The following is an 11,938-nucleotide window of genomic DNA, read 5'->3' as shown; positions in this document are numbered from 1 at the left end:
AGGGGGCACGTCGTACACGGGACTCGGGACGTGGTGGAGGGCCGGGCTCAGTGCTTCCCGCACGGGCCATGTCCGCGTCTGGAGTCCGTCATGACTGCCGCGTCGACGACGACGTGTCCCGGGCGCTCCTGGCCGTGCTGCCGGACCGGTGGGCGGTCGGCGGAGCGTACGGACGCCGACTGCCGCCCGAGGCCGTCGGGGAGCGGGCCGGCCGGGAGCTGGCCGAGCACCGTGGCGGAGAGGGCCACGGGGGCGTGGTGCGGCGGTATTTCCGGCGGGGGTGTCGGAGCGTCGCGCCAGGGGGCGCGGTGGACGGTGAGGACGCCCGGTTCGGTCCGCGGCGGGGGTTCGCCGGGGTCGGCGCCCCGGACGGAGACGCAGCGGAGAGCCGGGCGGGCACGGGTGTCGTGGTCTTCGGCGGGACGGGTTCCGGCGAGGGCCGCGGGTGGATGGCGTGTCATCGGAGTCCCCGGCCCGCTGTCGCCGCGGGGACCTCGTGCAGCAGGGCGGCGAGGGCCGCTCGGTCCGTCTTGCCGTTGCCGTTCAGGGGCAGTTCGCGATGAATGTGGAGGAGGGCGGGGACCATGTAGGCGGGCAGCCGTTCGCGGAGTGCGGCCAGCAGCGTGCCGGAGTCGAGGGCGTCGCCCGTGCACACGCCGTGCAGTTCGGTGCCGCCGTGTGCGGTGGGAAGGGCGAGGACCACGGCGTCGTGCACGTCGGGCTGGTCGCGCAGCGCGGACTCGATCTCGCCGAGTTCGACCCGGTAGCCGTCGACCTTCACCTGGTGGTCGAGGCGGCCCAGGTGGAGGAGTCCGTCCCGGCCGACGGGGCGGACCCGGTCGCCGGTGCGGTACCACAGGGCCGCCGGGACCGTGCCCGAAGGGCCCGTCGCGGAACCGGACGCCGCGGCGGCGGGGTCCGCGGGACGATCGCCGTCCAGGTCCCAGAAGCGCCCCTCGTTGTCGGCGGGGTCCAGGTAGCCGGGGAATCGCTGGGGTCCCCGCACGCACAGTTCTCCCTCCTCCGCCGGCCTCCCCTCGGCGTCGAGGATCCGGTGTTCGAGGTGCGGGTAGACATGGCCGATCGGCACCGTTCCGTTGACGGTCGCGGGCCAGTGGTCCATGTAGGTGTCGAGCGTGAACTCCGAGCAGGTGATGGTCAGTTCGGTCGGGCCGTAGAAGTTCTCCAGCCGGGACGACGGCGCCGCCGCCTGCCATGCCCGGGCCTGCTGGAGGGTGAGCGGCTCCCCCGCGAAGAGGCTGTGCCGCAGTTCCGGCATGGCGCCGGGGCGCAGCGCCCGCATCCGGCGGGCGAAGGAGATCACTGACGGGACGGAGCACCAGTGGGTCAGGTGGCGGTCGTTGACGAACCGTACGGGTGCCAGGATCTCGTCCCGGCTCGGGACGACCAGGGTCGCGCCGCCGCCCCACGCGGCGAACATGTCGAACACGGAGACGTCGAAGGTGAGGTCGAAGGTCTGGGACAGGCGGGAGCCGGGTTCGATCTCGTAGCGGTCGATGACGTGGGCGAGGTACGGGGCGACGTTGTCATGGAGTACCGGCACGCCCTTGGGGGCGCCGGTGCTGCCGGAGGTGAACAGGACGTAGGCGGGCGCTCCCGGTTCCGCGGGGAGAGGCGGGCCCTGCGCGGAGCCGCCGGCCGCGTCGGCCAGGTCGAGCGACGGCACGGGCAGCTCGTGCGGTCCGCCGGTCCCGTCGGTCAGGATCAGGTCGAGCCCGGCGCGGAGGGCGACCGAGGCGTTGCGGGCGCCGGGCCATGCCGTGTTCAGCGGGACGACTGTGGCGCCGAGCCGTTGGACGGCCAGGTAACCGGCGTACGTGGCGGGGCTCCTGCCGCCCAGCAGACCGACGCGGCGCGGCGGGTCGGGGCGGGCCCGCAGGACGCCGTCCGCGACGCGGGCGCTGAAGTCCTCGAGTTCGCGGTAGGTGAGGGTCTGCCCGTCGGCTTCCAGGGCGGTGCGGTCGGGGTGGCGTGCGGCCGACGCCGCGAACCACGCGTGCAGGGTGCCGGGGCGGTCCCCGGTGCGGGGGGTCACCGGGCCGCTCCCGCAGGCGCGGCGGTGGGACGGAGAGCGGGCGCTTCGCCGCCTCCGGTCGCGGTGAGGATGCGCTCGAAGGCGGTGCGCACCAGTGAGGCGCGGGGCCTGCCGCGTGCCGCCGACTGGGCCGCGTAGCGCAGTGAGCGGGACAGCTCGCCCCAGGCGGCGGCGGTCGCGGGCTCGGCGCGGTGCAGGTACTGGTGGTGGCGCGCCGCGGCCCAGAGGTCCTCGGCGTAGCGGACCTGTGCCTGCGGGTCGGACGGCAGCAGGTCGCGGAGCAGGGCCAGCGAGGCGGCGGTGCCCCGGACCCAGTCGCCGGGGCGCGGATCGAAGCGGCCGGCGCCGTGCTCCAGCCAGCGGTGGTTCCCCGGGTCGGGCACCCAGGCGGGGCCACCGCCGAGGGCGTACACGTCACGCTGGTGCAGTGCGGTCTCCAGGCCCGGCAGCGGGGCCAGCAGTTCCCGCAGTCCGGCTTCTTCGACCCAGCCGCGGTGCGGTGACTGATGGCCTTCGGGCAGCAGGGCGTCGAAGTCGTCCACCACCAGCCAGCGGTCACCGTCGCGGGCGGCGAGGCGAAGCCAGTGCGGTACGTCGCGCACGAGGTGGGACGGGCTCCACGGCAGGTTGCGGCAGTTGGCCACGGCCAGGACGTCGCCCTGCCTGGCGAACTCGCCCCGGAGGGCGGACAGGGCGTCCTCCCAGCGGCGTGCGCCGCGGTAGCCGAAGTCGGGCGCCACCCGGTCGTGGTGGCTGAAGGCCATCAGGCCGTCGAGGCCGTCGCGACGGACGGAGAGGGTGAAACCGGTGGCCAGTTTCCGTTCGGCGGCGGGGTGGGTGAGACGAAGGTGTTCCTTGAGGTTGGTGGTGTAGCAGCTCAGTGCTTCAGCAGGCACGGGCGTCTCCAAAGGCGCAGCTCACGGGGTGGACACTGAGGTGACGCAGGGCGATCCAGGTGAGATCTCCGACGGTGCCGGTGCCGGGTCGCACCGGGACGTCGAGGGACCACGGGCGGCCGGCGATGCCGGTGCCGTCGGCCTTCACGCAGGCCTCCTGCACGGTCCACACCCAGGCGAACTCCAGGGCGCGGCGATCGGCCGGCAGCGCGGACAGTTCCGCGGCGCGTGCGCGCAGGCACCGGCGGACCAGGCCGGGTGAGAGGTCCGGGCCGGGAGGGAGCTGGACGTCCACGCCCACCCGTCGGCCGGGGGCCACGGCGGCGGCCACCAGGTCACCGCCCCCGGTGTCGTCCGCCGCGTCGTGGGAGAGGCTGATTCCCAGACCGGGCAGCCCCTCCAGCAGGGGACGGCCGCGGGCACCGGCGATCAGCGGGACGTCCTGGGCCGCGGGGCACACCTCGGCGAGCAGGGCGCGCAGCAGTCCCCTGGCGGCGAGGGACTGGCGCCGCCGCCACCGGGGCCGTCCGCCCACGTCCGCGAGGTCGGCGGGGTGGGTGCTCGGGGCGGCCGCGCGCGTCCAGGCCACCCATACGCCGGTCGCCGCCTCGACGACATCGAAACCGGGCTGCCGGGCTGCCGGGCCGGGGAGCGCCGGGGCGGTGGCGGCGCTCACGGTGCCGTCCCGCCGGGCGGGGACAGCAGTGCTTCCGCCTGTTGGGCGACGGCGGCGAGGACGGTCTCGGTGCTGCCGCCGGCGATGCCGAACAAGGCGGCCTCCGCGCGCCGGTGCTGCATGCCCGCGGCGGCGAAGCCGTCCGCACCGCACAGGTGCGCGCAGACGTCGAGGACGTGGTCGGCCGTCTCCCCGGCCGCCGCCTTCACCAGCGCCGCACCGGTGTGGTCGTGCTCGGCGGCGACAGCGGGTCCCAACGTCTCGACCAGCACCTCCAGTTGACGGGTGCGGACCAAGGCGGCGGCGAGCCGCTGGCGGATCGCGGGCTGCTCCCACAGGCCGCGTTCCGCCAGCCGCTTCCGGGTGTCGGCCAGCGCCCGGCGGCAGGCCGCCACCGCCCACAGGCCGCCCGCGAGGCGTTCCACCGCGATGTGCCGGGCGAACAGGGCCAATCCGCGTCCCGCGCCGCCGACCGGTCCGTCCGCGAGCACCGGTACGCCATCGAGGTGGACGTGACCGGTGCCCGATCCCGTGAAGTAGGGACTCGGTGCCGCTTCGACGCGTACGTGCGGGTCGTCGGCGGGCACGAGGTACCAGGCGAAGTTGGTGAAGTGGGGGCCGGGGCGGCGGCGGGCCAGGACGAGCAGCAGGTCGGCGTGGACCGCGTTGGTGATCCAGCGCTTGGTGCCGTGCAGCACCGTTCCGGCGGCCGTCTCCTCGGCGTGTGTCGCCAGGAGGGCGAGGTCGGAGCCGGGGCCGCTGTCGGTGGCGGCCAGGGCTACGACAGAGCGGCCGTCGAGCATCCGCCGTGCGACGTCCGCCGCGGCGGGCCCGCGCCGGCCGGCCTCCGCGAGCAGCGGCAGCACGGTGGCGGCCTGGACGCAGACCGACAGCAGGGGTCCGGCGCCCTCGTCCGCCTCGGCGCGGACGATCAGGTCGCGGAGCCGGTCGGGGACGATCCCGTGTTCGGGCAGCTCCTCCCGGTAGAGCCCGCGCAGCGTGCCCGCCGCGCCCAAGCGGGCCCACAGCTCGCGTCCGGACGCCGCGTCGGCCGGTGCGGGCCGTGCCGTCGGGGCGGGGCGCCCGCGCTGGAGGAGTTCCACGGCCTCAGGCAAGGCGCACCTCCGCGTCGAGGAGGGTGAGCTTGCCGTCGGCCAGCAGCAGTCGGTCGTTGCTGAAGTTGAGACTCGCCGACCGCAGGTCGCGCAGGGCCCGTTCCAGCGCGAGGGGTGAGTCCCTCAGGTAGCCGTGGCGCAGCCCGACGATCTCCACGAGTTCGTGCACCGCCGCGTGGCATTGTTCGGATGCGGTCACCTTCAGTCCGTTGACCAGGAGCTGGACGCGGGGCCGGGAGACGTCCTCGTGCGTGACGGTGTCGAGGGTGTGGGCCAGCAGCGCGGCGACGGCCTCCAGCCGGTGCCGTACCCGGGCGATCCGGGTGAGCAGCAGCTCGGAGTCGAGGGAGAGGCTGCCGCGGGTCCGGGCGGAGCGGAGCATGCCGACGGTGCGTGCCAGGGCGCCCTCGGCTGTGCCCAGCCAGGCGGCGCTCCAGCCGAGGTGGGCGAGGGGGCCGAAGGTGCGGGTGACGATGTCGCGGAAACGGCCGTGCTCCCCCACGACCTGGTGCTCGGGGACGGTGCCGCGCAGGTGGAGCGCGCCGCTGTGGCTGGCTCGCATGCCGTGCGGGTCCCAGCGGCCGGCGGAGGCCACCTCGAGCTGGCTGCGGTCGGCGTACACGAGCGAGACGTCGTTCTCGTTATCGGAGTCCGGACTGCGCATGGTGACGAGGAAGCCGTCCGCGTGGGCGCCGCCGGTGACGATGGGCGCGAAGCGGTCCAGGAGCAGGTGGCCCTCGCGCTGCCGGAGGGGCGCGGTGGCGGTGAGGAGTGCGCCGCCCTTGCCCGCTTCGGTGGTGACTGAGGCCAGGTACGTCTCGCCCCTTCCGATCCGGGGCAGGAGGTCGTCGCGCAGCTTGCCGTCGGCGTGCCGCACCAGGGCGGCCACCTGCTGGCAGTGCATCGCGAAGATCATGGCGAGTGACATGTCCTCGCGGCCCAGCCGGCGGGTGGCGGTGAGCACGTCGCCCAGGTCGCCGCCGAGGCCGCCCTCGGCGGCCGGCACGAGCAGGCCGAGCAGCCGGGTGCGGCGCAACGAGTCCAGCGCCTCGGCGGGGAAGGCCGCTTCGGTGTCGGTGCGCCGCGCGTGCACCGCGGTCACCTCGGCGGCTTCCTCGACCAGTGCGGCGAACGGGAGCGGAGCCCCGCCCCGGCCGGCCGCGGCGGGCGCGGTGGAGGTGGCGGTCACGCGATCGCCTCGGAGCTGCGCGCGGCGTCCACGGCCCGCCACAGCGAACCGGCGGTCGCGAAGGTCTCCTCGTTGAGGTCGTCGTCGGACAGCGAGACGTCCATCTCGTCCTCGATGGCGAACAGCAGGTCGACGGACTTCATGGAGTCGAGCCCCAGGTCGTGCAGCCGGGTGTCGTCGGTGAGGGGCTGCTCCTGGAGGCGGGGCAGGTGGTCGCGGAGCACTTTCTCGAACACGGCGTCCATGGGGGTTCAGTCCTTCCGGGTGAGGGTGAGGCGGGTGATGTGCGGTGCGGCGTCGCCGTCGACGGCGATTTCGAGCGGGGCCGGATGGCCGAGGAAGGCGAGCAGGCTGGCGGACAGCCCGTAGGCGCCGACGTTGGGGACGGCGAGCAGGTCGCCGGGGCGCAGCGGAGGCAGTGGTGCTTGGCGCGCCCAGGTGTCGAGCGGGGTGCACAGGGGGCCGGTGACCATGGTGGGCCGCGGTGCGCCGCGTTCTGCCCCGCCGGTGAGGAGGGCCGGGTTGAGCGGGGGCAGGCGGCGCAGGCCCGCCATGCCGCCGAGGTGGTTGATGCCGGACTCCAGGACGGCGATGTCCCGGCCGTGCGACCGCTTCACGTCGAGTACGCGGGTGAGCAGGGTTCCGGCGGTGCCCACCAGGTACCGGCCGGACTCGTACGACGGGCGGGGCGCGCCGTCGCGCCAGCCGGGTGCGGAGGCGTCGAGCAGCTCGGCGAGCCCTTCGCGCAGGCCGGTCAGGTCGGCCGCGTCGCCCTCCTTGGCGAAGGGGGCGCCGAAGCCGCCGCCCAGGTCGAGGGCGGTGTCCAGCCCCGCGGTGTGCGGGGCGAGTACGGCGCGGACCCGGGCCGCCGTGGTGAGCGACTGGCGGAACTGCGCCAGCAGGTCGGGTGCGTGGGTGAGGTTGGTGCCCATGTACAGGTGCAGGCCGGTGACCTCGACGTGGGTACGGTCCCCGAAGTGCTCCGGCTCGTCGGTGATCCACCGCGCGTCGGCGCCGAACTGGGAGGCGACCCCGGTCATGGCGAGGCCCTGTCCGGCGGCGGGGCGGTCGTCGTTGACCCGCAGCAGCGTCCGTACTCGCACCCCGGCCCGGCCGGCGAGCCGGTCGAGCTGGTCGAGACCGGTCGGGGAGTCGGTGCAGAACTCGCGCACCCCTGCCCCCAGGGCCCGGTCGATGTCCTGGTCGCGCTTTCCGGGCCCGGTGTAGAGGACCTGCCCGGCGTCCCATCCCGCGGCGAGCGCCGCGTCCAGCTCGCCGGGGGAGCACACCTCGGGCAGGGTCCCGGCCTCCCTGAGGGTGCGCAGCACGCCGGGGTGGGAGTTGGCCTTGAGGGAGTAGTAGAGGTCAGCCGGGTCGGGGAGGGCCTGGCGCAGCCGGGCGGCGTTGTCCCGGACGCGTGCCAGGTCGTACACGTAGGCGGGTGTTTCGGCGCCCGTGTCCAGTGCGGCGGAGACCGCCGCCGGCAGGGCGTCGGGGAGGGCCGGGGCGTCGGGCCGAGCGCTGATCGTCTCAGACAAGGCTGGCCACCTCCCGGGCGAGGGCCTTGCGGTCGACCTTGCCGTTGCGGGTCAGGGGCAGGGCGGGCAGCGGCACGCAGCGGCCGGGCACCTTGAACTCCTCGATCTCCTCGCGCATGGCGTCCAGGACGTCCGCGGGCCCGCGGTCGGAGACCACCACCAGGATCGCGGGCACGCCTTCGGCCGGAGGCAGGACGGCGGCCTGTTCGACGCCCTCCACGCGCCGGGCGGCGGCCTCCAGCTCGGTGGCGCTGACCCGGAATCCGCGCTCCTTGTAGATGTCGTCGCGACGGCCCGCGAAGTGGACGAAGCCGTGTTCGTCGAGCCACCCGTGGTCGCCGGTTCGCAGTTCGGGGAAGAGCCCGTCGCGGCGCGGGAACCGCTGGGCGGTCAGCTCGGGACGGCGCCAGTAGCCCGCCATGACGTGCGGTCCCCGTACCACCAGCTCGCCGGTCTCGCCCGCGGGCAGTCGCCGTCCGTCCGGGTCGGCCGCGTAGATCTCGGTTCCGGGCAGGGCCCGGCCGCAGCTCCCGGGGTGCTCCACGTCCGCGTCCGGCGGGTTGATGGCGGCGCGTTTGCACTCCGTGAGCCCGAACATGAGCTGCACGCGCAGCCCCGGGACGGCGGCCCGGAGGACGGCGAGCGGCTGCGGGGGCATCGCGGCGCCGGTGTTGGTGAGCAGCCGCAGCCGCAGGCCGTGGCCGGGAGAGCGGCGCACCAGCTTGGCCAGGGTCTCGGCGACGGCGGGCACGGAGGCCAGGACGGTGGCGTCCGCGGCCTCGATGTTGCGCAGCAGGGTGGCCCCGGCTTCGGCGGGCAGCCCCAGCCGTACCGTCGCCCCGCTCAGCGCGCCGAGGAAGAGCTGGTAGAGGCCGTAGTCGAAGGAGAGGGGAAGCGGACTGTAGACCACGTCGTCGGGGCGGTACCGCAGTTCGCCCTGGATGGCGCGGACGGCGAACAGCGCCTGCTGGTGGGTGCTCACCACGGCTTTCGGAGCCGCTGTGGTGCCGGAGGTGTAGATCAGGCACACCGGGTCGACCGGGAGCGGGGCGTCCGGGCCGGTCTCGTCGGTGGCCGGTTCCGGCAGGTCCGGGGCCGGGTCCGAACCGCGGGGGGCATCGGAGAGGGCCGGGCCCGAACCGCGGGGGATGTCGGAGAGGGGGGCGGCGGCGATGCCGCGTTCGGCGGCCAGACGCCGGGCCTCCTCGTCGTCGGCGAGCAGCAGGACGGGTTCGGCGTCGTCCAGGACGTGGGCCAGGGCCCGCCCGCGGGTCTGTTCGTGCAGCAGCGCGAAGGGCGCGCCGATCCGGGAGGCGGCGTAGACCACGACGGCGACCTCGACGACCGAGGGAGCCACCACTACGACGCGTTCTCCGCGACGGACGCCGAGGTGGCGCAGCCAGCGGGCGGCCGCCCGGCTGGCGACGGCGAGTTCGCCGTGGGTGAGGCGGTCCTGCGTGGTGGTGACGGCGGGTGTGTCCGGCGTGCGGTGCGCCGCGGTGTCGATGAGGTCGTGCAGCAGGATCACGGCGTCTCCCGGTAGGCGCGGGCGGTGATGCGGCACAGGCCGCTGAGGTCGTGGAGGTTCTCCGGGACGAGATCGTCGGCGTCGAACTCGATGGCCAGCCGTCCCTCGATCCGCTCGACGATGTCGATCATGCGGAAGGAGCTGAAGCCCGGCACCTCGGTCAGCGCACGGCCCGCGAGCAGCTCGGCGGCCGGGACGCGGAGCACGGCGGCGGCCTCCTCGGCGACGGCCGTGCGCAGTGTGTCGGTGTCCGGGGGGCCGGTTTCCGCCGTCCCGGTTCCGCGGGGCGTCTCCCCGGCCGGGGCCGGTGCGGTGAACACCCGGGCGTCGGCGTACAGGAGTTCGGCGAGCCGTTCCAGCGGACCGGTGGGTTCCGGTCGGCCGCGCTGGACGCGGCGGTGGGCGAGGAAGGTCTGTTCCGTCAGCTTTCCCCAGGCCGTCAGGTGCTCTTCGACCGCGGCCCCGGGGCCGGTGGCGGCGGCCCGGTGCGCGGCGTGCAGACGGCGGGCCCGGGCCAACAGCCAGGTTTCCAGGGTGAGTTGGGCGAGGGCCTCCGCACGGTCGGGGTGCTCGCGGTAGGCGCGCACGTACGGCTCGACGGCCGCCGCGGTGGCCGGTACGACCTCGGTGGCGGCCCGCGGGACCCCGGTGTGCGTCGTGCGGTAGACGCGCGCGCCGTCGGGCAGCGCCGCGGCGAGCTCCTCCTCGGTGAGGGTCCAGGCCCCGGGCCGGGCCGGGCCGTGGGGGGTGTCGTTGTGGTAGCCGTCGCGCACCACGGCCCGCCCGGAGTCGTCCCTGGCGAGCAGGAAGCTGTGGTCCATGTGGGTGTGGCCGTGGTAGGGCACCCAGGGCAGGTGATAGGCGTCGGCGATCACGTACACGGTGTCGGGGCCGGTCGGCGGGATCGCGGCGCGGGGCGGGAGGACGTGACGTTCCGTGAGGGACAGACCGAGCGCACCGGCGGTACGCTCCACGTGCGTGTCGGTGTCGGCCTCGACCGTCGGCAGCCGCCCGGAGCCGGTGCGGGGCGCGAACTCCAGACGCGCGCCGAGGACGAGTGGCGACACGCCGTGCTCGGCACGGGCCAGCCAGGCCAGGTTGGTCTGGAGGCAGTCCATGAGTTCGGCGTGCAGATCCGCCGGTGGGGCGGTCCGCGCGACGACGGGGGCGGTCATCGCGCCTCCTCGAGGTCCGCGGCCCTGCCCGCCGCTCGTCCGGCCGTCCCGGCGGTCGGGACCGCGGGCCGGCCGGGTGCCGCGGCGGTGTTCACCGGTGCGTCGATGCGGGCGAGGCCCCCGACGGCTTCGGTGATCGCCGCCGGGTCCGGTGCGCGGTCGGTCAGTTCGCCTTCGAGGAACTGCTGGTAGGCGCCGAGGTCCAGGTAGCCGTGGCCGCTCACGCAGACCAGGACTCCGGTGCGGGCGCGGGGGGCGTCGCCGTCCGCGTCGCCGTCACCCGCCGCGCGGGCGGCGGCGGCCAGGGCGTGCCCGGACTCCGGTGCGGGCAGGGTCATCTCCGTCGTGGTGAAGGCCCGGCCCGCGGCGAGGGCGGCGACCTGGTCGACGGCGGTGGCGGAGACTTGTCCCGCGTGCCGCAGGGCGGAGATCAGTTTGGCGGCGCCGTGGTAGCGCAGGCCCGCCGAGTGGGAGTCGGGGATGGCGTACTCGCTGCCGATGGTGTACATGGCCTCCAGCGGGGACGACCCGGTGGCGTCCGTGCGGTCGTAGGCGTACACGCCGCGGGTGAGCTTCGGGGTCGTGCTGGACTCCGCCGCGATCAGGGCCGGGGGTGCGGTGCCTTCGGCGGCGGCCCGGGCGTGGAAGGGCAGGGCGATGCCGCCGAAGTTGGAGCCCGCCCCGACGCAGCCGACCACGGCGTCGACCTCGCCCCCCTGTTCGGCGAGCTGGTCGATGGCCTCCAGACCGATCACGGACTGGTGCAGGATGCTGTACGTCTCACCGCTGCCGATGCAGAACGCCGCTCCGTCCGTGCGGGCGGCGTACTCCACGGCCTCGCCGATCGCGAGCGCGAGGCTGTTGCCCGCCGACCGGCCGGAGCGGGCGACCTCGGTGAGGGTGCTGGGGCTGGAGATGACGCGCGCGCCGAGCATCCGCATCAGCACGCCCCGGTACGGCTTGCGTTCCAGACTGCCGCCGACCATGAAGACGGTGCACCGGATGCCGAAGCGGGCGCAGGCGGCGGCCAGCGCGGTGCCCCACTGGCCGGCTCCGGTGCCGGTGACCAGCTCCCGCACGCCCGCCCGGTGGTAGTAATAGGCCTGGGCGAGCGCGGTGTTGAGCTTGTGGCTGCCGGAGATGTTGCCGCCTTCGTACTTCACCCAGATCGGCACCCGGGCGCCCACCTCCTTCTCGAAGGCGCGGGCTCGCCACAGCGGTGTGGGGCGGAAGCGCCGGTAGGCGTCCGCGACCTCTTCGGGAATGTCCCAGTACTCGCGTGACTGCACGCTCTGGCGGACGAGTTCCATCGGCAGGTTCGCCTGCACACTGCCGTTGCGGCCGGCGGAGTGCGGGGTGCGGTCGGGCGGCAGCGGCTGTCCGAGGTGCGGAAGGACGCTGCGCCACTGGCGGGGGACATCGGTCATGCGGCGGCCTCGCTGCTCTGCTCGACGATCGCGGTGATGTCGGCGACGGTGGTGAAGGACTTGCCGACGAACAACTCGTCGGCGAGGGCCACGCCGGTCTCCTCCTCGACCTGGACCAGCAGGCTGATGAGGGTGAGGGAGTTGATCCGGAGACGTTCGCCGTTGAGGGGTTCGTCGTTGGTCAGGGCGCGCGGGTCGGCGGGCGGTTCGGAGGCCGCGGCGATCACCTTCTTGACGACGCTCGTGAGGTGGTGCGGCGTGTTCTGTGCGTGCTGCATGCCATTCCTTCGACGGAGTGGGAGAGGGACGCGCCGGGCATCCGGGGACGCCGTGCGCGT

At 74.7% G+C, this 11,938-nt stretch carries 12 protein-coding genes; all 12 read right to left on the bottom strand.

The window, feature by feature from the left end:
- Positions 1-47 precede the first annotated feature (47 nt).
- The 12 genes from ACIP93_RS19165 to ACIP93_RS19110 are packed head-to-tail and all read right to left on the bottom strand — an operon-like array spanning position 48 to position 11,878.
- Positions 48-461 (bottom strand): hypothetical protein, encoded by a 414-nt coding sequence (locus tag ACIP93_RS19165; RefSeq protein ID WP_401760452.1) that lies wholly within the window; start codon positions 459-461, stop codon positions 48-50.
- Positions 458-2,056 carry an AMP-binding protein gene (locus ACIP93_RS19160; protein WP_401760449.1) on the bottom strand — a complete coding sequence of 533 codons (1,599 nt, stop codon included), beginning with the start codon at positions 2,054-2,056 and terminating at the stop codon, positions 458-460. Before ACIP93_RS19160 ends, ACIP93_RS19165 begins: the two co-directional genes overlap by 4 nt.
- Positions 2,053-2,952, bottom strand: coding sequence for a hypothetical protein (locus ACIP93_RS19155; RefSeq protein WP_401760446.1), 900 nt, complete (start codon positions 2,950-2,952; stop codon positions 2,053-2,055). The genes ACIP93_RS19160 and ACIP93_RS19155 overlap by 4 nt, the downstream gene beginning before the upstream one ends.
- Complete coding sequence (locus ACIP93_RS19150) at positions 2,942-3,628, bottom strand: 4'-phosphopantetheinyl transferase family protein (RefSeq protein WP_401760443.1); 687 nt, start codon at positions 3,626-3,628, stop codon at positions 2,942-2,944. The genes ACIP93_RS19155 and ACIP93_RS19150 overlap by 11 nt, the downstream gene beginning before the upstream one ends.
- Positions 3,625-4,743 carry an acyl-CoA dehydrogenase family protein gene (locus ACIP93_RS19145; RefSeq protein WP_401760441.1) on the bottom strand — a complete coding sequence of 373 codons (1,119 nt, stop codon included), beginning with the start codon at positions 4,741-4,743 and terminating at the stop codon, positions 3,625-3,627. Before ACIP93_RS19145 ends, ACIP93_RS19150 begins: the two co-directional genes overlap by 4 nt.
- Positions 4,736-5,932 carry an acyl-CoA dehydrogenase family protein gene (locus ACIP93_RS19140; RefSeq protein ID WP_401760439.1) on the bottom strand — a complete coding sequence of 399 codons (1,197 nt, stop codon included), beginning with the start codon at positions 5,930-5,932 and terminating at the stop codon, positions 4,736-4,738. The genes ACIP93_RS19145 and ACIP93_RS19140 overlap by 8 nt, the downstream gene beginning before the upstream one ends.
- On the bottom strand, positions 5,929-6,177 hold the full coding sequence (locus tag ACIP93_RS19135) for a phosphopantetheine-binding protein (protein ID WP_345219741.1): 249 nt from the start codon (positions 6,175-6,177) through the stop codon (positions 5,929-5,931). The genes ACIP93_RS19140 and ACIP93_RS19135 overlap by 4 nt, the downstream gene beginning before the upstream one ends.
- Positions 6,178-6,183: 6 nt before the next feature.
- Positions 6,184-7,470: a type III PLP-dependent enzyme gene (locus ACIP93_RS19130; RefSeq protein ID WP_401760436.1), complete on the bottom strand. Its 1,287-nt coding sequence runs from the start codon at positions 7,468-7,470 to the stop codon at positions 6,184-6,186.
- Entirely contained in the window at positions 7,463-8,998 is a 1,536-nt protein-coding gene (locus ACIP93_RS19125; protein WP_401760433.1) for a class I adenylate-forming enzyme family protein, read from the bottom strand. Before ACIP93_RS19125 ends, ACIP93_RS19130 begins: the two co-directional genes overlap by 8 nt.
- Positions 8,995-10,173, bottom strand: coding sequence for a hypothetical protein (locus tag ACIP93_RS19120; protein WP_401760430.1), 1,179 nt, complete (start codon positions 10,171-10,173; stop codon positions 8,995-8,997). The genes ACIP93_RS19125 and ACIP93_RS19120 overlap by 4 nt, the downstream gene beginning before the upstream one ends.
- On the bottom strand, positions 10,170-11,600 hold the full coding sequence (locus ACIP93_RS19115; RefSeq protein ID WP_401760429.1) for a TrpB-like pyridoxal phosphate-dependent enzyme: 1,431 nt from the start codon (positions 11,598-11,600) through the stop codon (positions 10,170-10,172). Before ACIP93_RS19115 ends, ACIP93_RS19120 begins: the two co-directional genes overlap by 4 nt.
- Positions 11,597-11,878: an acyl carrier protein gene (locus ACIP93_RS19110; RefSeq protein WP_401760426.1), complete on the bottom strand. Its 282-nt coding sequence runs from the start codon at positions 11,876-11,878 to the stop codon at positions 11,597-11,599. The genes ACIP93_RS19115 and ACIP93_RS19110 overlap by 4 nt, the downstream gene beginning before the upstream one ends.
- Between the last annotated feature and the right edge of the window lie 60 nt (positions 11,879-11,938).

The sequence above is a fragment of the Streptomyces sp. NPDC088745 genome, assembly GCF_044751045.1.
GTDB classification, from domain to species: Bacteria; Actinomycetota; Actinomycetes; order Streptomycetales; family Streptomycetaceae; genus Streptomyces; species Streptomyces cremeus.
This window is presented reverse-complemented; position numbering and strand designations above follow the sequence as displayed.

What these genes read in the sequence shown, in the direction of transcription:
- ACIP93_RS19165 (WP_401760452.1), bottom strand. Translation starts at nt 461, where the DNA reads ATGACACGCCATCCACCCGCGGCCCTCGCCGGAACCCGTCCCGCCGAA.
- ACIP93_RS19135 (WP_345219741.1), bottom strand. Translation starts at nt 6,177, where the DNA reads ATGGACGCCGTGTTCGAGAAAGTGCTCCGCGACCACCTGCCCCGCCTC.
- ACIP93_RS19110 (WP_401760426.1), bottom strand. Translation starts at nt 11,878, where the DNA reads ATGCAGCACGCACAGAACACGCCGCACCACCTCACGAGCGTCGTCAAG.
- ACIP93_RS19115 (WP_401760429.1), bottom strand. Translation starts at nt 11,600, where the DNA reads ATGACCGATGTCCCCCGCCAGTGGCGCAGCGTCCTTCCGCACCTCGGA.
- ACIP93_RS19120 (WP_401760430.1), bottom strand. Translation starts at nt 10,173, where the DNA reads ATGACCGCCCCCGTCGTCGCGCGGACCGCCCCACCGGCGGATCTGCAC.